At 60.4% G+C, this 20,314-nt stretch carries 16 protein-coding genes; 12 read left to right on the top strand and 4 right to left on the bottom strand.

What is annotated here, in order from left to right; genetic code table 11:
• Positions 1-87: 87 nt before the first annotated feature.
• Complete coding sequence (gene rlmM / locus ODQ19_RS06040; protein WP_330209567.1) at positions 88-1,164, top strand: 23S rRNA (cytidine(2498)-2'-O)-methyltransferase RlmM; 1,077 nt, start codon at positions 88-90, stop codon at positions 1,162-1,164.
• A 129-nt stretch (positions 1,165-1,293) separates the two neighbouring features.
• Complete coding sequence (gene tusA, locus ODQ19_RS06045) at positions 1,294-1,539, top strand: sulfurtransferase TusA (RefSeq protein WP_116665119.1); 246 nt, start codon at positions 1,294-1,296, stop codon at positions 1,537-1,539.
• 92 nt (positions 1,540-1,631) lie between these two features.
• On the opposite strand, the gene ODQ19_RS06050 is transcribed toward tusA, so the two are convergent.
• The gene (locus ODQ19_RS06050; protein WP_116665118.1) at positions 1,632-3,014 is read right to left on the bottom strand and encodes an MATE family efflux transporter; all 1,383 of its coding nucleotides are present in this window, start codon (positions 3,012-3,014) and stop codon (positions 1,632-1,634) included.
• 275 nt (positions 3,015-3,289) lie between these two features.
• Between ODQ19_RS06050 and pdxB the strand changes: the two genes are divergently transcribed.
• A complete protein-coding gene (gene pdxB / locus ODQ19_RS06055; RefSeq protein ID WP_116665117.1) occupies positions 3,290-4,432 on the top strand; it encodes a 4-phosphoerythronate dehydrogenase PdxB in 1,143 nt (380 codons plus the stop codon).
• Between the two features lie 154 nt (positions 4,433-4,586).
• On the opposite strand, the gene ODQ19_RS06060 is transcribed toward pdxB, so the two are convergent.
• Positions 4,587-4,760 carry a PA1571 family protein gene (locus ODQ19_RS06060; RefSeq protein WP_014717504.1) on the bottom strand — a complete coding sequence of 58 codons (174 nt, stop codon included), beginning with the start codon at positions 4,758-4,760 and terminating at the stop codon, positions 4,587-4,589.
• A 208-nt stretch (positions 4,761-4,968) separates the two neighbouring features.
• Here ODQ19_RS06060 and ODQ19_RS06065 point away from each other — a divergent pair, with 208 nt between their 5' ends.
• The gene (locus ODQ19_RS06065; RefSeq protein ID WP_442962728.1) at positions 4,969-6,783 is read left to right on the top strand and encodes an ABC transporter ATP-binding protein/permease; all 1,815 of its coding nucleotides are present in this window, start codon (positions 4,969-4,971) and stop codon (positions 6,781-6,783) included.
• A gap of 143 nt (positions 6,784-6,926) precedes the next feature.
• Here ODQ19_RS06065 and ODQ19_RS06070 read toward each other — a convergent pair whose 3' ends face one another.
• Complete coding sequence (locus ODQ19_RS06070) at positions 6,927-8,855, bottom strand: transglycosylase SLT domain-containing protein (RefSeq protein ID WP_116665115.1); 1,929 nt, start codon at positions 8,853-8,855, stop codon at positions 6,927-6,929.
• Between the two features lie 213 nt (positions 8,856-9,068).
• Here ODQ19_RS06070 and ODQ19_RS06075 point away from each other — a divergent pair, with 213 nt between their 5' ends.
• On the top strand, positions 9,069-10,991 hold the full coding sequence (locus ODQ19_RS06075) for an ATP-binding cassette domain-containing protein (RefSeq protein WP_330209569.1): 1,923 nt from the start codon (positions 9,069-9,071) through the stop codon (positions 10,989-10,991).
• A 181-nt stretch (positions 10,992-11,172) separates the two neighbouring features.
• Here ODQ19_RS06075 and ODQ19_RS06080 read toward each other — a convergent pair whose 3' ends face one another.
• Entirely contained in the window at positions 11,173-11,613 is a 441-nt protein-coding gene (locus ODQ19_RS06080) for a universal stress protein (protein WP_069558103.1), read from the bottom strand.
• Between the two features lie 106 nt (positions 11,614-11,719).
• Here ODQ19_RS06080 and ODQ19_RS06085 point away from each other — a divergent pair, with 106 nt between their 5' ends.
• The 7 genes from ODQ19_RS06085 to ODQ19_RS06115 all read left to right on the top strand — a co-directional run bounded on the left by ODQ19_RS06085 (position 11,720) and on the right by ODQ19_RS06115 (position 19,880).
• Positions 11,720-12,157: a hypothetical protein gene (locus ODQ19_RS06085; protein ID WP_116665113.1), complete on the top strand. Its 438-nt coding sequence runs from the start codon at positions 11,720-11,722 to the stop codon at positions 12,155-12,157.
• Positions 12,158-12,179: 22 nt separating this feature from the next.
• Complete coding sequence (locus ODQ19_RS06090) at positions 12,180-12,350, top strand: hypothetical protein (protein ID WP_165861583.1); 171 nt, start codon at positions 12,180-12,182, stop codon at positions 12,348-12,350.
• A gap of 365 nt (positions 12,351-12,715) precedes the next feature.
• Positions 12,716-14,863 carry a fatty acid oxidation complex subunit alpha FadB gene (fadB, locus tag ODQ19_RS06095; protein ID WP_005786151.1) on the top strand — a complete coding sequence of 716 codons (2,148 nt, stop codon included), beginning with the start codon at positions 12,716-12,718 and terminating at the stop codon, positions 14,861-14,863.
• Positions 14,864-14,892: 29 nt separating this feature from the next.
• Positions 14,893-16,068, top strand: coding sequence for an acetyl-CoA C-acyltransferase FadA (fadA, locus tag ODQ19_RS06100; protein ID WP_003189650.1), 1,176 nt, complete (start codon positions 14,893-14,895; stop codon positions 16,066-16,068).
• A 98-nt stretch (positions 16,069-16,166) separates the two neighbouring features.
• Positions 16,167-16,403, top strand: a complete 237-nt coding sequence (locus ODQ19_RS06105; RefSeq protein WP_330209570.1) for a DUF1653 domain-containing protein — start codon at positions 16,167-16,169, stop codon at positions 16,401-16,403.
• Between the two features lie 114 nt (positions 16,404-16,517).
• Entirely contained in the window at positions 16,518-19,139 is a 2,622-nt protein-coding gene (gene topA, locus ODQ19_RS06110; protein WP_116665112.1) for a type I DNA topoisomerase, read from the top strand.
• A 219-nt stretch (positions 19,140-19,358) separates the two neighbouring features.
• Positions 19,359-19,880 carry a DUF6586 family protein gene (locus ODQ19_RS06115; protein WP_330209571.1) on the top strand — a complete coding sequence of 174 codons (522 nt, stop codon included), beginning with the start codon at positions 19,359-19,361 and terminating at the stop codon, positions 19,878-19,880.
• Positions 19,881-20,314: the final 434 nt, after the last annotated feature.

Below are 20,314 nucleotides of genomic sequence, written 5' to 3' on the forward strand. Positions count from 1 at the left end.
CCAAGGTTCCGAACTCGGCTATCATGCGCGCGTTTTCATGACAGGCATTGCGATAGCGCAAGGTCAGTTGATTCACCAGGAGAGTAGATGAACACCCTTTTTATGCACTGCCGCCCGGGTTTTGAAGGCGAAGTCTGTTCCGAGATCGCGGAGCACGCCGCGCGCCTGAACGTTTCCGGCTACGCCAAGGCCAAGACCGGCAGCGCCTGCGCCGAATTTGTCTGCACCGAAGAAGATGGCGCCCAGCGCCTGATGCACGGCCAGCGCTTCGCCGAGCTGATCTTCCCAAGGCAGTGGGCACGCGGGGTGTTTATCGACCTGCCGGAAACCGACCGCATCAGCGTGATCCTCGCCCACCTGCGCGAGTTCCCGACGTGCGGCAGCCTGTGGCTGGAAATGGTCGACACCAATGACGGCAAGGAACTCTCCAACTTCTGCAAGAAATTCGAAGTGCACCTGCGCAAAGCGCTGCTTAACGCCGGCATGCTGGTGGACGACCCGAGCAAGCCGCGCCTGCTGCTGACCTTCAAGAGCGGCCGCGAAGTGTTCATGGGCCTGGCCGAGTCGAACAACTCGGCGATGTGGCCCATGGGCATCCCGCGCCTCAAGTTCCCGCGTGACGCGCCCAGCCGCTCGACCCTCAAGCTGGAAGAGGCCTGGCACCACTTCATCCCCCGCGACCAGTGGGACGAACGCCTGCACGGCGACATGACCGGCGTCGACCTCGGCGCAGCACCGGGCGGCTGGACCTGGCAACTGGTCAACCGTGGCATGCTGGTGACCGCCATCGACAACGGCCCCATGGCCGAAAGCCTGATGGACACCGGCCTGGTGCAACACCTGATGGCCGACGGTTTCACCTTCGTGCCCAAGCAGCCGGTGGACTGGATGGTCTGCGATATCGTCGAGAAACCTGCGCGCAACGCGGCACTCTTGGAAACCTGGATTGGCGAAGGGCATTGCCGCGAGGCGGTGGTGAACCTGAAGTTGCCGATGAAACAGCGTTACGCCGAAGTGAAGCGCCTGCTGGAGCGCATCGAAGAGGGCTTCAAGGCGCGCGGCATTCGTGTGGAGGTCGGCTGCAAGCAGCTCTACCACGACCGCGAAGAGGTCACCTGCCACTTGCGTCGTCTGATAGACATAAAGAAATCTAAAGGCCGCTGATACTAAATGTGGGAACTGGCTTGTCTGCGAAAGCGGTATAACAGTCGAAATTTATGTTGAATGTGCCCCCGTCATCGCGGGCAAGCCCGCTCCCACATTGTTGAGCGGTGCCAGTTTTAGGAGTGAAGTATGAGTCTTGAACTGCCGGTTGATGGCACCCTCGACGCCACCGGCCTCAACTGCCCGGAACCCGTGATGATGCTGCACCAGCACATCCGCGACTTGCCGGCGGGCGGCCTACTCAAGGTCATCGCGACCGACCCGTCGACTCGTCGCGATATCCCCAAGTTCTGCGTGTTTCTCGACCACGAACTGGTGGATCAGCAGGAAGCTGCTGGCACCTACCTGTACTGGATTCGCAAGAAAGCCGATTGACCCAGAACCCTTGCTCGCGAAAAACCAGAGCGCGTCGCGTTAAATCAGAAACGCTGCGTTATCGTTAACGTTTTTCGCGAGCAAGCTCGCCCCTACAGGGCGCGAATGCGTCGGCGTGCACTGCGCGCCAGGCGCACCACCAACATCCCCGCTGCACAGCTCAAGCCCACGATCAGCCCTTGCCATAAACCGCTCGGGCCGCTGGGCTCGCCGAGCCAGTTTGTCAGGCCCAGGGCGTAACCTACCGGCAGGCCCACGCCCCAGTAGGCGAACAAGGTCAGCACCATGGTCACCCGGGTGTCCTGATAGCCGCGCAATGCGCCGGCGGCGGTGACCTGGATCGAGTCAGAGAACTGGAACAGCGCCGAGAACACGATCAGCATCGACGCCAGGTGGATCACCACCGGGTCGGGAGTGTAGATCGCTGCAATCTGCTCGCGAAACAGCAGCATCAAGCTGCAGGAAAAGCAGGCATACGCCAGTGCGGTGCCCATGCCGACGCCAGCGGCGAAGCGTGCTTCCCGAGGTTCGCCGCGCCCCAGCGCCTGGCCGACCCGCACGGTGACGGCCATGCTCAGGGAGTAGGGGATCATGAAGACCAGGGAGCTGACGTTCAGGGCGATCTGATGGCCGGACACCACGGTAGCGCCCAGGCTGCCAAGCAATAGGGCAATCACCGCGAAAATGCTCGACTCGGCGAAGATCGCCACACCAATCGGCAGGCCTATGCCCAATATGCGCTTGATCACCGTCCATTGCGGCCAGTCGAAACGCTTGAACAATTCGCTGCTTTGATAGGCGGCGCCCCAGCGCGTCCAGATGGCCAGGCCGATCATCATCACCCACATCGCAATCGCGGTAGCCCAGCCACAACCCACGCCACCCATGGCCGGTACGCCCAGGTGGCCGTAGATGAAGATGTAGTTCAGCGGAATATTCAGCGCCAGGCCGCACAGGCCCATGACCATGCTCGGCCGTGTGCGGCCCAGCCCGTCACTGAAACAGCGCAGCACGTAATACAACGCAATTGCCGGCATGCCCGCGGCGATGCCATGCAGGTAGCCCATGGACGGCTCGATCAGGTCAGGCTCGACCTTCATCGCCTGCAGGATCGGCTCGGCGCATAGCAACAGCAGCGCGCCGCAGAGGCCGACCACCACGGCCAACCACAACGATTGGCGCACTAGAGGCCCGATTTCGGTGAGTTTGCCCGCGCCATAACGCTCGGCGACTTTCGGCGTGGTGGCCAGCAGAGTACCGGTCATCAACAGGTATACCGGGATCCAGATCGAATTACCCAGGCCCACCGCCGCCAGGTCCTGCGGGCTCACGCGCCCGGCCATCACCGCATCGACGAAGCTCATCGCGGTAGTTGCCAGTTGGCCAATCATGATCGGCAAGGCCAGCGTCAGCAGGCCACGCACTTCCCGGCTGATGCGGGCGGGGCGGGAGAGGGTAGCGGTGGCAGTGTTCACGTACAGGTGTCCAATAAAAAAAGGCAGTCGCAAGGACCGCGGATTCTACGCGTTGACGCAGCGGTCAGGAAAAAACCTGTGTTGCTGATTTGTAATGCACCTCGCAGGCACCCCATAACTCCTGTGGGAGCGGGCTTGCTCGCGAATGCGGTGGGTCAGCCAGAGATGTACTAACTGATACCCCGCATTCGCGAGCAAGCCCGCTCCCACACTCGATCTACGCTGGAACATAGATCCCATGCCTGTACACTGCCAATCCGCCAAAGGAGCCTGCCATGCTGATTGTTGCCGACGAAAATATCCCCCTGCTCGATGCATTCTTCGAAGGGTTTGGCGAGATTCGCCGCGTGCCCGGCCGTTCCATCGACCGCGCCACCGTCGAGCAGGCCGATGTACTGCTGGTGCGCTCGGTGACCAACGTCAACCGTGCCTTGCTTGAGGGCAGTAACGTGCGCTTTGTCGGCACCTGCACCATCGGCACCGACCACCTGGACCTCGACTACTTCAAGCAAGCGGGTATCCAGTGGTCCAGCGCGCCCGGCTGCAATGCGCGGGGGGTGGTGGACTACGTGCTTGGCAGCTTGCAGACCCTGGCTGAAATCGAAGGCGCCGACCTCAAGCAACGCACCTACGGCATCGTCGGTGCCGGAGAAGTCGGCGGGCGCTTGGTCAAGGTGCTCAAGGGCCTGGGCTGGAATGTGTTGGTGTGCGATCCGCCGCGCCAGATTACCGAGGACGGTGATTACGTCAGCCTGCAGCAGATCATCGAGCAATGTGATGTGATCAGCTTGCATACGCCGCTGATCAAGTCCGGTAACGGTTCTACCTGGCACCTGTTTGATCGCCAGCGCCTGGAACAGCTCAAGCCGGGCACCTGGCTGATCAACGCCAGCCGGGGCGCGGTGGTGGATAACGCCGCGCTGCGCGAGGTGTTGCTGGCGCGCGAAGACCTGCAAGCGGTGCTGGACGTGTGGGAAGGCGAGCCTGAAGTGGACGTCGACCTGGCTGACCTGTGCGTGCTGGCCACGCCCCATATCGCCGGCTACAGCCTCGATGGCAAGCAGCGTGGCACCGCGCAGATTTACCAGGCGCTGTGCGCGCACCTGGGCCAGGAACCGAGTATTGAGCTGAGTGATTTGCTACCGGCCCCCTGGCTAGCCGAGATGCACCTGAACGCTACGACTGACCCGGCCTGGGCGCTGGCGACCTTGTGCCGCAGTGTGTACGACCCACGCCGTGATGACGCGGATTTGCGTCGCAGCCTGGTGGGCACCGTGCAGGAGCAGCGCCAGGCCTTTGACCTGCTGCGCAAGCACTACCCGGAGCGTCGCGAGATCGATGGCTTGAAGGTGCGCATCAACGGGGAGTCGGCGGTGCTGTCACAGATTGTGACTGCTCTGGGTGCCGAACACCTATAACTGTAGGAGCTAGCTTGCTCGCGAAAAACGTCAACGATAACGCAGCGTTTCTGATTTAACGCGGCGCCCTCAGGTCTTTCGCGAGCAAGCTCGCTCCTACAGAGGGCATAAAAAACCCGGCCACCTGGGCCGGGTTTGAAAGAGCGTGGGCGCTTCAGCCTTGCTGGGCAGGCTTGACCAGTCGCTGTTCCAGTTCGCTGCAGGCTTGCTGGATCATTTCTTCGGTAATCTGCACTTCCCGGCCTTTGGCATCGATATACGAGCAAGGCAATTGCTGCGGCTGGCGGATCACTTCAATCTTGGCGTCGCTGCTATTTTGCAAGGTCATGGCCTGTCTCCTCATCAGGTTGTGTACCTACTTTAATTCCCCCGCATGAACGCGCTGTTACAACTCCTTACACGCTCATCGGTTCGAACACCCAGTCCACCAGAAACCGGTACATATTTCCAGATGAGTCTTAGACCGATAGCCTCTAGCGGCCTGTATCGGCGGGCATAATTAACCTGACTCATTGTTATTTGCGCAAGTTCCCCCAATGTTGAGGTACAGACTCTCCATTGGTGATCCTCCCATGTTCTCAATCCGTCAACGCCGCGCGATTCGCCTGGCCAGCCGCTTTATCGCGCCCTACCGCTGGCAGGCGCTTGGTGCACTGTTGGCGCTGATCGTCACCGCTGGCATCACCTTGTCCATGGGGCAGGGCATACGCCTGTTGGTGGACCAGGGCTTCATGACCCAGTCGCCGCACCTGCTCAACCAGTCCATCGGCCTGTTCATGCTGCTGGTGCTGGGCCTGGCCGTGGGCACCTTCACGCGGTTTTACCTGGTGTCGTGGATTGGCGAGCGGGTGGTGGCCGATATTCGTCGGCAGGTGTTCAACCACCTGATCTACCTGCACCCCGGCTTCTACGAGAACAACCGCAGCTCGGAAATCCAGTCGCGGCTGACCACCGACACCACCTTGCTGCAATCGGTGATCGGCTCATCGCTGTCGCTGTTTCTGCGCAACGCCTTGATGGTGATCGGCGGCATCGTGCTGCTGTTTATCACTAACCCCAAACTCACCAGCATCGTGGTGGTGGCATTGCCGCTGGTGCTGGCGCCGATTTTGATCTTCGGGCGCCGGGTGCGCAGCCTGTCGCGGTTGAGCCAGGACCGTATCGCTGACGTCGGCAGTTATGTCGCCGAGACCTTGGGCCAGATCAAGACCGTGCAGGCCTATAACCATCAGGTGCAGGACGAACAACGCTTTGCCGTCACCGTCGAGGACGCCTTTGTCACGGCACGTAAACGCATCTTGCAGCGCTCCTGGCTGATCACCCTGGTGATCATGCTGGTGCTCGGCGCGGTGGGCGTGATGCTGTGGGTGGGCGGCATGGACGTGATCAGCGGACGCATTTCCGGCGGTGAGCTGGCGGCGTTCGTGTTCTACAGCCTGATTGTCGGCAGCGCCGTCGGCACCCTGAGCGAAGTGCTTGGCGAGTTGCAGCGTGCCGCCGGGGCAGCCGAGCGTATCGGTGAGCTGTTGCAGTCAGGCAACGAGATCCAGGCGCCGGCCGATGGCGGCGTACGCTTGCCGGAACGGGTCAGTGGCCGCATGGAGCTGCAAGACCTGCGTTTTTCCTACCCGTCGCGGCCGGACAGCTACGCCATCGACGGCTTGAACCTGACCATCAACCCGGGCGAAACCCTGGCGTTGGTAGGGCCGTCCGGTGCGGGCAAGTCGACGATCTTCGATCTGCTGCTGCGCTTCTACGACCCCCAGCAGGGCCGCATCCTGCTCGAAGGCCAGCCGTTGACCGAGCTAGACCCCTTGGACCTGCGGCGTCATTTCGCCCTGGTGTCCCAGAGCCCGGCGTTGTTCTTCGGCAGCGTCGAGGACAACATCCGCTACGGCAACCCGTCCGCCACCACCGCCCAGGTGGAAGCCGCCGCGCGTATTGCCCACGCCCACGACTTCATCCTGCAAATGCCCGACGGCTACCAAACCCACCTCGGCGAAAGTGGCCAGGGCCTCTCCGGCGGCCAGCGCCAACGCCTGGCCATCGCTCGCGCCTTGCTGGTCGACGCGCCGATCCTGCTGCTGGACGAAGCCACCAGCGCCCTCGACGCCCAGAGTGAACACCTTATCCAGCAAGCGCTGCCGCAGCTAATGCAGGGGCGCACCACGCTGGTGATCGCGCATCGATTGGCCACGGTGAAGAATGCCGACCGCATTGCGGTGATGGACCAGGGCAAGCTGGTGGCGGTGGGCACGCATCAGCAGTTGATTGCGAGCAATCCGCTGTATGCGCGGTTGGCGGCATTGCAGTTCAGTGATGGAGATGAACAGGTGGATCAGCGCCCATAAAAAATGCCCGCCTCTCTCGATGCGGGCAATGGAGCCCCTGTAGGAGCGAGCTTGCTCGCGACGAACGTCAACGATAACGCGTGCCTCATGGATGAACGCGGCGCCCGTGAGTTTTTCGCGAGCAAGCTCGCTCCTACAAACCCTTATTGGTCGTCGAAGTACCGCTCATGCCAATCCACCAGCGGCTGCGGTGAGTTGAGCTTCTGCCCGTAGATCACCGAATAAGACAGCACGTTCTGCACATACTGGCGGGTTTCGTCGAACGGGATGCTTTCAACCCACACGTCGAAACTCAGGTGGTCTGCGCCGCGCAGCCATTGGCGCACGCGGCCGGGGCCGGCGTTGTAGGCAGCGGAGGCGAGCACGCGGTTGCCGTTGAACTGACTGTGCACCTGGCTCAGGTACGCAGCACCAAGCTGGATGTTTTTATCCGGGTCCAGCACCTGGGCCGGGGAGGCCAGGGGGATACTGAACTTGCGCGCGGTTTCCTTGGCGGTGCCGGGCATCAGTTGCATCAGGCCGCTGGCGCCGACGCCGGAGCGGGCATCGTCCATGAACGCGCTTTCCTGGCGGGTGATGGCAAAGATCCAGCTGGAGTGCAGGCCGCGTACCTTGGCTTCGCGCACCAGGGTGTCGCGGTGGGCCATCGGGAAGCGGATGTCCAGGTCGTCCCAGTACTGCGCCTGGCTGATGGTGCGGATGGCCGGGAAGTACCACTTCATGTCGTAGGCCAATTTGGCCTGGGCGACCATCTCGTCACGGTTGAAATGACGGCTGACGTGGTACCACTCACGGCGACCGTCCACGATCTGGCCACGGGCGTAGAACTCCAGGGCACGCCGCACCCCAGGGGTATTGCGCACCTTGTTGACCAGCGCCTGGCTCATCACCAGCGGCTTGTTGTTCAACTGATAAGGGGATTTGGAGCGGTCAGCAGCGAGGAAACCGTAGAAATCCCGTTCCTTGGCCACATTTTTGTACAGCACCAAAGCCTGCGGGTTCTTCGGCTCGGCCAGCTCCAGGCTGCGCGCCTGCCAGTAGCGCCAGCGGTTGGTGGTAGCCAGGTCTTGTGGGAGTTTGCGGGTCAACTGGTAGGCGTCTTCCCAGCGCGCCAGGCGCAACAGCAGGCGCAGGCGCCACTCGGAAACCGTATTGTCGCGCAGCTCGGGGTCGTACTTGGTCATGACCTCCAGCGCGCGCGGGTCGAAGCGCTTGGCCAGGGTCAAGCCGATCTCGCGGGCAATCGACACTTTTTCGTCACGGGAGAAGTGCATGCTGCTGGCGTAACCATCGAGCAGCGACATGGCTTTGTCCGGATCCTGGCGGGCCAGGCGGCGCAGGCCCAGGCCCACGGCGTCAGACATCGCCTCGGTGGCCGGCTGGAAGCGTGACGGGTCACTGAGCATGTCGGGCTTTTGCGCTACGTCCACCATCAAGCGGCCTTGGGCGCCGAGGGTAGGCAGGGTTTTCACCAGGCTGTTGGCCAGCGCGTAGTTACGCGCTTCGGCGGCGAGCTTGGCGCGGTCCCAGATCTTCTGCTCGGTGAGTTGGCCGGCAGCGGCCCATTGGCCAAACGTGGCGTCACAGGCGGCTGGCTGGGATTTGCCGGTCATCCACAGCTTTTCGGCAGTCTTGTAGCCTTCGGCTTTCAGGTTGTGGCTGAGCTGGTACTGGCCATGCAGGCAGTCCAGTTCGACGAAATTGAGCTTGGTGTCGTAGTACTTTTCAAAGGTCTGCCAATCGCCGCGTTCGGCCAGCCAGCGCAGCCAACGCAGTTTCATCCAGTTGGCCTGGGGCAGGTCGCCGTGTTTGGCGAGGAATTGTTCGATTTCCTCGTTGCTCGCGGTTTTCAGGCGCGCGGTCAGCTCGTCATAGGCCAGGTAGGGCGTGAGCGGGTAATCGGCCAGGGCCTGGCTGTATTGCATGTAGGGGCCGCTGTCGCCCTTGGCCAGGGCACGTTTGGCTTGATCGTAATACTGGCGTTGAGTGGTGAGGTCCACCGCCTGGGCGGATTGAACGGCAGTGGCGGAAAGAAGCAGACAAGATAAAAAGTTGAAAAGGCGACTGCGCATGAGACGTCCGTGCAGAGAAATCACGACTAGCACCGGCACTGCCGACACTGATTGCCCCTAGCTTAGCCTTTTGCCAGCGGCCCGCGAAAGCTTTGCCGGCTGGTTCGTTCAAGTTCGCCGGAAATGTCCTACAGAACGTGTCAATAGAGAAAATGCCGACCGCATCCCACCCTCACATCAGGTAGAATGCGCGCCCAGTTTTTGGAGAAGCGTATGACCCTGCTCAAATTCAGCGATGTGTCCCTTGCTTTCGGCGCCATGCCGTTGTTGGACAAGGTGTCCTGGCAGATCGCCCGTGGTGAGCGGGTGTGCATCATCGGCCGCAACGGCACCGGCAAGTCCAGCATGATGAAGCTGGTAAAAGGCGACCAGAAGCCCGATGACGGCTCTGTCTGGCGTGCCCCGGGCCTCAAGATCGGCGAATTGCCGCAAGAATTGCCGGTGGCCGACGGACGGACAGTGTTCGACGTGGTAGCCGAAGGCCTGGACGGCGTTGGCGAGTTGCTCGCGCAATACCATCACCTGGCACAGAACTGCGTCACCGAAGAAGACCTGGACAAACTGATGCACGTCCAGCAAGACCTCGAAGCCCGTGACGGCTGGCGCTTGCAGCAACTGGTGGACAGCACCCTGAGCCGCCTGCAACTGCCGGCCGACAAGACCCTTGCCGAACTGTCCGGCGGCTGGCGTCGCCGTGTGCTGCTGGCCCAGGCGTTGGTGTCCGAGCCGGACCTGCTGCTGCTCGACGAACCGACCAACCACCTGGACATCGGCGCCATCGCCTGGCTTGAAGAAGCCATCAAGGACTTTCAGGGCGCTGTGCTGTTTATCACGCACGACCGTGCATTCCTGCAGAGCCTGGCCACGCGCATCCTCGAGCTGGACCGTGGCGGCCTGATCGACTGGAACGGCGACTACGCCAGCTTCCTGGTGCACAAGGAAGCCGCCCTGGCGGCCGAAGAAACCGCCAACGCGCTGTTCGACAAGAAGCTGGCCCAGGAAGAAGTCTGGATCCGCCAGGGCATCAAGGCTCGTCGCACCCGTAACGAAGGCCGCGTGCGTGCCTTGAAAGCCTTGCGCGTCGAGCGCAGTGAGCGCCGCGAGCGCACCGGCAAGGCCAATATCCAGCTGGACACCGCCGACAAGTCGGGCAAGCAGGTAATGGTGCTGGAGAATGTCAGTTTCCATCACCCGGACGGCCCGTTCCTGATCAAGGACTTCTCCATGGTCCTGCAGCGGGGCGACCGTATCGGCCTGCTGGGCGCCAACGGCACCGGCAAGACCACCTTGCTCAAGCTGATGCTCAGCGGCCTGCAACCGACCAGCGGCAAGGTGGAAGAGGGCACTCGCATCGACGTGGCCTACTTTGACCAGCTGCGTCACCAGTTGGACCTGGAAAAGACCGTGATCGACAACGTCGCCGAAGGTCGCGACTTTATCGACATCGACGGCCAGAGCCGCCACGTACTCAGCTACCTGGGCGACTTCCTGTTCAGCCCGCAACGTGCGCGCACGCCGGTCAAGGCCCTGTCTGGTGGTGAGCGCGCGCGCCTGCTGCTGGCCAAGCTGTTCAGCAAGCCGGCCAACCTGCTGGTGCTCGACGAACCGACCAACGACCTCGACGTGGAAACCCTGGAACTGCTGGAAGAGGTCTTGCTGACCTTCAACGGCACCGTGCTGATGGTCAGCCACGACCGGGAATTTCTCGACAACGTGGTCACCAGCACCCTGGTTTTCGAAGGCGAAGGCAAGGTGCGCGAATACGTGGGCGGTTATCAGGACTGGCTGCGTCAGGGCGGCTCGCCGCGCCTGCTGGGCGTGACCGAGAGCAAGTCGGGCAAGGCCGACCTGAATACGGCGGTGGTGGCTCCGGTCGCTGCCGAGGCGCCTGCAGCGGCTGCTGACGCTGCGCCTGCCAAGAAGAAGCTCAGCTACAAGTTGCAGCGCGAGCTGGAAGCGTTGCCAGGTGATATCGACGCCAAGGAACAGCAGATTGCTGCGGTGGAAGCGGAAATGGCTGACGCCGGCTTCTACCTGCGCCCTGCGGCAGAAACCGCCAAGGTCATCGCCTCTCTGGAGACGCTGAACCAGGAGCTGGAAGCGTTGGTTGAGCGTTGGGCCGAGTTGGATGCCTGACTGATCGACCCGCAGTAAAAAAGCCCGGCACTCTTCATGAGCGCCGGGCTTTTTAATATGAAATGCGATCCAACTGTGGGAGCTGGCTTGCCTGCGATAGCAGTCTGTCAGTTGATACACCTGGCGACTGACACACAGCTATCGCAGGCAAGCCAGCTCCCACATTAGACCTTCATCGGTCTTACGAACTCTTTACCAGTTTGACGGCCAGTACATCGCACGGCGCGCCGTGCAGTACATCATTGGCAGTAGAACCCAGCAACAACGCCAAACCGTGACGCCCATGGCTACCCACTACGATCAGGTCACAACCCTGTTCCTTGGCCAAGTGGTGGATTTCCTGGCGCGGTTGGCCGTATGTCAGGTGACAGTCTTCCTTTTTCAGGTGCGGGTATTTGAGAATCAGACGGTCAAGGCGCTCCTTGGCCTGGTCAAATTGTTGTTGCTGCAACTGGGAAAGGTCCATCGGCACGTCACCACCAAAGGCCATCGCCATGGGCTCGACGATGTGCACCAGCGACAGTTTGGCGCCATTGGCAATCGCGGATTCCTGTGCGCGCTTGATCACTGGATCGCACTCTTCGGTCAGGTCGACAGCGACCAGAATATGTTCGTAGGGCATGAGGCGTTCCTCCAGGGGGGCTGCAATAAGTTCAGTATGGCTGCTTTCAAGCGGATGGGGTTGCCGCAGATCAAATCCGCTCATCTAGAAATTCGGGAGTACACATATGACGGTCTGGATAGTGGTGTCAATCCTTGCGGTGGTTTTAAGCCCCCTGGTATGGCTGCGCCCTTCGCGCCAGCAGAGTGGGCGCATGGCCCTGCGCATGGAGGCACGCCGCATCGGGTTGGCCATGCAGTTGGCGCCCCAGCAGTGGCCGCACTGGCTCAAGCAGGAGCCGCCGAGCCCGTGCGCGCAATATTGCCGGCCACGACGCGGCAGCGCGCCCGCAACCTGGAGCTACTGGCAGCTGGAGCCGGGGCTATGGGTCAATCAGTGGCGTGAACCCTGTGTGGATGAGAAGTTGTTGCCGCATTTTGCAACGCTGCCGGCGAACGTCTACAAGGTCGAGGCCGACAAGCAGATGATCGCCCTTTATTGGGGCGAGAAGGGCGACGCAAGCGTACTCAAAGACATCGATACGCTGCTCAAGGCCCTGGCCTGACCCAAACCCTGTAGGAGCGAGCTTGCTCGCGAAAATCGCCAACGATAACGCGGATAATCAGGCTATACGCGGCGCTCTCCAGGTTTTCGCGAGCAAGCTCGCTCCTACACAAAAGCCGAGCAATAAAAAGCCCGACATCATCATCGGGCTGGAGGTGGCCAGGCAGGCCGGTAAATCTGTAGGTTGCCGCTAGCCTAGCCGTGTATTGCTTTCTGTACAGCCTTTTCCCACATCTTTTCTATTATTGATCCTGTGAATATTTGAATATTGACGGGTGGCCAGCCTATGGGCCGGGTTCTGAAATGACTGGAAAGTCGCGTTTTTCCTAGCCTTTGGAGCGATTGACAATTGCTCGGAATTGGATGAAGGTGGCGTACCCAAATCAAACGGGCGTATGAATTGAGCGTTTGCCTGTCAGACGACTCATACAAAACCCGACTATCGCACTGGCGGGTGTGCCTGGCGGATTGGCGTGAGCATTGATTCAACTGTCAATGTCAAACCAGAGACCAGCGTCCAGTGTGTACTGTTCAGCTTCCATATCGTGGAGATCAGTTGATGATTTACGAAGGTAAAGCCATCACGGTTAAGGCTCTTGAAAGTGGCATCGTCGAACTCAAATTCGACCTCAAGGGTGAGTCCGTCAACAAGTTCAACCGTCTAACCCTGAACGAACTGCGTCAGGCCGTAGACACCATCAAAGCAGATGCTTCGGTCAAGGGCGTGATCGTCTCCAGCGGCAAGGACGTGTTTATCGTCGGCGCTGACATCACCGAATTCGTCGACAACTTCAAGCTGCCCGATGCCGAGCTGGTGGCTGGCAACCTCGAAGCCAACAAGATCTTCAGCGATTTCGAAGACCTCAACGTGCCGACCGTTGCTGCCATCAATGGCATCGCGTTGGGTGGCGGCCTGGAAATGTGCCTGGCGGCAGACTTCCGCGTCATGTCTGCGACGGCCAAGATCGGCCTGCCGGAAGTCAAACTGGGCATCTACCCAGGCTTTGGCGGCACCGTGCGCCTGCCGCGCCTGATCGGTGCCGACAACGCGATCGAATGGATCGCAGCCGGTAAGGAAAACAAGGCTGAGGACGCGCTGAAAGTCGGTGCCGTCGACGCTGTGGTGGCCCCGGACAAACTGGCCGAAGCCGCGCTGAACCTGATCAAGGGCGCCATCAGCGGCGAATTTGACTACAAGGCCAAGCGTCAGCCGAAGCTGGAAAAACTCAAGCTCAACGCCATCGAACAGATGATGTCGTTCGAAACCGCCAAAGGTTTCGTGGCAGGCCAGGCCGGCCCGAACTACCCGGCGCCGGTTGAAGCGATCAAGACCATCCAGAAGGCCGCGAACTTCGGTCGCGACAAAGCCCTGGAAGTGGAAGCGGCAGGCTTCGTCAAACTGGCGAAAACCTCCGCGGCCCAGAGCCTGATCGGCCTGTTCCTGAACGATCAGGAGCTGAAGAAAAAGGCCAAGGCCTACGACGAAATTGCCAAGGACGTGAAACAGGCTGCCGTACTCGGCGCCGGTATCATGGGTGGCGGTATCGCCTATCAGTCGGCGTCCAAAGGCACGCCGATCCTGATGAAAGACATCAACGAACACGGTATCGAGCAGGGCCTGGCCGAAGCCGCCAAGCTGCTGGTGGGCCGCGTTGATAAAGGTCGCATGACCGCTGCAAAAATGGCTGAAGTGCTTAACGGCATTCGTCCTACGCTGTCCTACGGTGATTTCGGCCACGTCGACCTGGTGGTCGAAGCGGTTGTCGAAAACCCGAAGGTCAAGCAAGCCGTACTGGCTGAAGTGGAAGCCCAGGTCAAAGATGACACCATCCTGGCCTCCAACACCTCGACCATTTCCATCTCGCTGCTGGCCAAGGCCCTCAAGCGTCCGGAAAACTTCGTCGGTATGCACTTCTTCAACCCAGTGCACATGATGCCGCTGGTAGAAGTGATCCGTGGCGAGAAGTCCAGCGAGCTGGCCGTGGCCACCACCGTTGCCTACGCCAAGAAAATGGGCAAGAACCCGATCGTGGTCAATGACTGCCCGGGCTTTTTGGTCAACCGCGTGCTGTTCCCGTACTTCGGCGGTTTCGCCAAGTTGGTCAGTGCCGGTGTGGATTTTGTGCGCATCGACAAGGTCATGGAAAAATTCGGCTGGCCAATGGGCCCGGCGTACCTGATGGACGTGGTCGGCATCGACACCGGCCACCACGGCCGCGACGTTATGGCTGAAGGCTTCCCGGACCGCATGAAAGACGACCGCCGTTCGGCGATCGACGCGCTGTACGAGGCCAAGCGCCTGGGCCAGAAGAATGGCAAGGGCTTCTACGCATACGAGGCCGACAAGAAGGGCAAGCAGAAGAAAGTGGCCGACCCGTCGGTGCACGAAGTGCTCGCTCCGGTCATCTACGAACAGCGTGAGGTGTCGGACGAGGACATCATCAACTGGATGATGATCGCCCTGTGCCTGGAAACCGTGCGTTGCCTGGAAGACGGCATCGTCGAAACCGCCGCCGAAGCCGATATGGGCCTGGTGTACGGTATTGGTTTCCCTCCATTCCGTGGTGGTGCACTGCGCTACATCGATTCGATCGGTGTGGCCGAGTTCGTTGCCCTGGCTGACAAATACGCTGATTTGGGCCCGCTGTACCACCCGACCGCGAAGCTGCGTGAAATGGCCAAGAATGGCCAGAGCTTCTTCGGTTAAGCGCCCAATCGACTAGAGCGAGAATATTTATGAGCTTGAATCCAAGAGACGTCGTGATTGTCGACTTCGGTCGTACACCGATGGGCCGCTCCAAGGGCGGCATGCACCGCAACACCCGCGCTGAAGACATGTCGGCGCACCTGATCAGCAAAGTGCTGGAGCGCAACACCAAGGTCGACCCGAACGAAGTCGAGGACGTGATCTGGGGCTGCGTCAACCAGACCCTGGAGCAGGGCTGGAACATCGCGCGTATGGCGTCGTTGATGACCCAGATCCCGCACACTGCGGCCGGCCAGACCGTCAGCCGCCTGTGCGGCTCCTCGATGAGCGCGCTGCACACCGCTGCGCAAGCGATCATGACCGGCAACGGTGATGTGTTCGTGGTCGGCGGCGTGGAGCACATGGGCCACGTCAGCATGATGCACGGCGTCGATCCTAACCCGCACATGTCCCTCTACGCGGCGAAAGCCTCGGGCATGATGGGCCTGACCGCGGAAATGCTCGGCAAAATGCACGGCATCACCCGTGAGGCCCAGGACGCCTTCGGCCTGCGTTCCCACCAGCTCGCCCACAAGGCGACCGTGGAAGGCAAGTTCAAGGATGAGATCATCCCGATGAACGGCTATGACGAAAACGGTTTCCTGAAACTGTTCGACTATGACGAAACCATTCGTCCGGACACTACCCTGGAAAGCCTGGCGGCCCTCAAGCCAGCCTTCAATCCAAAGGGCGGCACCGTGACAGCCGGTACTTCCTCGCAGATCACTGACGGTGCTTCTTGCATGATCGTGATGTCGGCGCAGCGTGCCCAGGACCTGGGTATCCAGCCGCTGGCCGTGATTCGTTCGATGGCGGTGGCGGGTGTGGATCCGGCGATCATGGGCTATGGTCCAGTACCGGCCACACAAAAAGCCTTGAAGCGCGCAGGCCTTTCCATCTCCGATATCGACTTCTTCGAGCTCAACGAAGCTTTCGCCGCACAGGCCCTGCCAGTGCTGAAAGATTTGAAAGTACTCGACAAGATGAACGAGAAGGTTAACCTGCACGGCGGTGCGATTGCCCTGGGCCACCCATTCGGTTGCTCCGGTGCGCGTATCTCCGGCACTTTGCTTAACGTGATGAAGCAAAATGGCGGCAACCTTGGGGTTGCAACCATGTGCATTGGTCTCGGCCAAGGCATCTCTACCGTCTTCGAACGCGTCTAAACGCTCGGTTGACGGAAGCCGGGGCCCAGTGCCCCGGTTTTTGTTTTTTGGAACTTTTAAATATTTTTTTTCAACAAATTTTGCATGAGGGCCAGAGCATGAAAGTCGAACCAGGGCTCTACCAACATTATAAGGGGCCGCAGTACCGTGTTTTCAGCGTGGCGCGCCACTCTGAAACCGAAGAAGAAGTGGTGTTTTACCAAGCGCTGTATGGCGAATACGGCTTTTGGGTGCGCCCTTTGAGCATGTTCCTGGAAACCGTCGAAGTTGACGGCGAGCAGGTCCCGCGCTTTGCTTTGGTCACGGCCGAACCCAGTCTTTTTAAAGGGCAATAACGGCAGGTCGCGCAGAATGCTGCGCTTGACCTCATCCGGTTGCCACTATATATAGCGTTGCCGCGTCAGGCGCCAACTGCCTTTCACTTCTCGAATTCAGGAATTTTCCGATCCATGGGCAAATCGCTGGTCATTGTGGAATCCCCGGCTAAGGCCAAGACCATCAACAAGTACTTGGGCAACGAGTACGTGGTGAAGTCGAGTATCGGCCATATCCGAGACCTGCCCACCAGCGGTTCGGCTAGCGCCAGCAAGGAGCCTGCCGCCAAGCGCGGCAAGGCCGCCGCGGGCGAAGGTCCGGTACTCACGCCTAAAGAAAAAGCGCGCAAGCAACTGGTTTCGCGCATGGGTGTGGACCCGGACCATGGCTGGAAGGCCAAGTATGAAATCCTTCCGGGCAAGGAAAAGGTCATCGAAGAGCTGCGCCGGCTCGCCAAAGATGCTGACACCATCTATCTCGCGACGGACTTGGACCGCGAAGGGGAAGCCATTGCCTGGCACCTGCGCGAAGCCATCGGCGGTGATGACAGCCGCTACAAGCGCGTGGTGTTCAACGAAATCACCAAGAAAGCCATTCAGGAAGCCTTCTCCAAGCCGGGCGAGCTGGACATCGACCGTGTCAACGCCCAGCAGGCCCGTCGTTTCCTCGACCGCGTCGTCGGCTACATGGTCTCGCCACTGCTGTGGGCGAAGATCGCCCGTGGCCTGTCCGCCGGCCGTGTGCAATCGGTGGCAGTCAAACTGGTGGTGGAGCGTGAGCGCGAGATCCGTGCGTTCAACCCCGAAGAGTATTGGGAAGTCCACGCTGACCTGGGCACTGCCAAGGGCGCCAACGTGCGCTTTGAAGTGGCCCGTGAGAAAGGCGAAGCCTTCAAGCCGCTGAACGAAGCCCAGGCCATGGCCGCGCTGGAGAAGCTCAAAGCCTCCAGCTACAGCATCGTCAAGCGTGAAGACAAACCGACCAGCAGTAAGCCGTCGGCGCCGTTCATCACCTCCACCCTGCAACAGGCCGCGAGCAACCGCCTGGGCTTCGGGGTGAAGAAGACCATGATGATGGCCCAGCGTCTGTATGAGGCTGGCTACATCACGTATATGCGTACGGACTCCACCAACCTGTCGCAAGACGCGGTGGCGATGGCGCGTACCTATATTGAAAGCGAATTCGGCAAGACTTACCTGCCGGAGAAGCCGAACGTCTACAGCAGCAAGGAAGGCGCACAAGAGGCTCACGAAGCGATTCGTCCTTCTGACGCCAACACCACGCCTGCCAAGCTGAGCGGTATGGAACGCGACGCTGAGCGCCTCTACGAGCTGATCTGGCGCCAGTTCCTGGCTTGCCAAATGCTGCCGGCGCAATACCTGTCTACTACCGTCAGCGTGGGCGCGGGCGACTTCGAGTTGCGTGCCAAGGGCCGTATCCTCAAGTTCGACGGCTATACCCGTGTGATGCCGCAGATCGCCAAGCCTGGCGATGATGACGTACTGCCGGACATGGCCCAGGGCGACACGTTGAAGCTGATCAAGCTCGACCCGTCCCAGCACTTCACCAAGCCGCCGGCGCGTTATTCCGAAGCCAGCCTGGTGAAAGAGATGGAAAAGCGCGGTATCGGTCGTCCGTCGACCTACGCGGCGATCATCTCCACCATCCAGGACCGTGGCTACGTTGCGCTGCACAACCGTCGTTTCTATTCGGAAAAGATGGGTGACATCGTCACTGAGCGTCTGTCGGAGAGCTTCTCCAACCTGATGGACTACGGCTTCACCGCCGGCATGGAAGAGAACCTCGATGACGTGGCCCAGGGCGAGCGCGATTGGAAAAACGTGCTCGATGAGTTCTATGGCGACTTCAAGAAAAAACTCGAAGTGGCCGAGAACCCTGAGAACGGGATGCGCGCCAACCAGCCGGTGATGACGGATATTGCGTGCACTACCTGCGGTCGCCCCATGCAGATTCGTACCGCCTCCACCGGCGTGTTCCTCGGTTGCTCGGGCTACAGCCTGCCGCCCAAAGAGCGCTGCAAGGCGACTGTCAACCTGGTGCCGGGCGATGAAATCGCGGCTGACGATGAGGGTGAATCTGAGTCGCTGGTGCTGCGTGGCAAGCACCGCTGCCCGATCTGTAGCACGGCGATGGACGCCTACCTGCTGGACGAGAAGCACAAGCTGCACATCTGCGGTAACAACCCTGATTGCAACGGCTACGAGATCGAAGAGGGCACCTACCGCATCAAGGGCTATGAAGGCCCGAGCCTGGAATGCGACAAGTGCGGCAGCGAGATGCAGCTCAAGACTGGCCGTTTCGGCAAGTTCTTCGGGTGTACCAACCCAACGTGCAAGAACACGCGCAAACTGCTGAAAAGCGGTGATGCGGCGCCGCCGAAGATGGACCCGGTGAAGATGCCTGAGCTCAAGTGCGAGAAGGTCAACGACACCTACATCCTGCGTGACGGCGCTTCGGGGCTGTTCCTGGCCGCGAGCCAGTTCCCGAAAAACCGCGAGACCCGTGCGCCACTGGTGATGGAGATCGTGCCGCATAAGGACGAGATCGATCCGAAGTACCACTTCCTGTGTGAAGCGCCGAAGAAGGACCCGGATGGTCGCCCAGCCGTGATCCGCTACAGTCGCAAGACCAAGGAGCAGTACGTGCAGACCGAAGTGGACGGCAAGCCTACTGGCTGGAAAGCGTTCTACGACGGCGGCAAGTGGAAGGTCGAGGACAAGCGCCAGGGCGCTTGATCCGCTAGTCTGTTAACGCCAAAAGCCGTCTGTATAGACGGCTTTTGCTTACTGTAGGATTGTGCTTGTTGTGGCGAGCAAGCTTGCTTGCGCTGGGGTGCGAAGCGCCCCCAATAGCGGGCGACTGCTATGCAGTCGAGCGGGAGCAAGCTCCCTCGCCACAGCAAGCTCGCTCTTACGCAGCCAGCATCACGCCTATTCGTTGTGGAGATTGCCGTCATGGCCAACGAACTCTATACCCGTACCAATCAGAAAATTTACTTCGCGGGTTTATCCCTGGAGGCCCTTGGCCGTGCCGAGGAAGGGAAAGAGATGAATGCCATCGCGCTGGTACAGGCGGGGCGCGAAGCGGCGTTGTTCCACCTGTACGGTGCCTTGCTGGGGCTGTGTCATGAAATCGCCGGGTTCTACCGCTTGCCACAGGCGGGCGCACCGCGGGCGGAAATGATCATGAATCGTGAAGTGCTGGACGCCATGGCCATCCCCGAGTTGGCCGAGCTGGTGGAAATGGCCCAAAGCCCCGACAGTTGGGTGGCGCGGCTGCTCAAAGCCCATGCGGATATGTTCCAGCCGCCGCGTATTCCCCATGTGCCCAAAGGTGATGTCACCCAGCCGCTGATCGTCGCCGTGGCCTTGGAACAGGATGAGCCCAAGCCTTTGAGCCGTGAGGAGTTGGAAGACTGGCGCCAGGAGCTGAAAAAGATGGCGCTACGTTTTCGTGAAGGGCTCAACGAGTGCTGAAGGGGTTGCGTTAAGCAAATGAGGGAGCTGGCTGCGGAGCGACGCTGAACCTGTGGCGAGGGAGCTTGCTCCCGTGAGCACTTGACAGTCGACGCTTATCTACCTGACGCCCTGCGCTCCAAATGTAGGAGCTGGCTTGCCTGCGATGGCGGCCTGACAGGCGACCGGTACGTTGGATCAGACGGGGTACATATCCGTTATGTAGGTAGCGGCCGGCCATCAAGAACGGCTCCCTTCGCATCGTGGTTACCGGTGGCTGCTACAGCCAACGTTGTATAGATACTTATGCTGCGATAGCGTTGGGTCAGTTTGCTGGTTATTCGCTGATACTCCGCCATCGCAGGCAAGCCAGCTCCCACATTGATTAGCGTGTTGCCCAGGGCACCATTCATCACGCCGTAAACAAACCTGTCCATATCCCCTGCGAGGCTGGG

Source organism: Pseudomonas sp. AM4(2022) (assembly GCF_036346515.1).
Taxonomy (GTDB): Bacteria; Pseudomonadota; Gammaproteobacteria; order Pseudomonadales; family Pseudomonadaceae; genus Aquipseudomonas; species Aquipseudomonas paracarnis.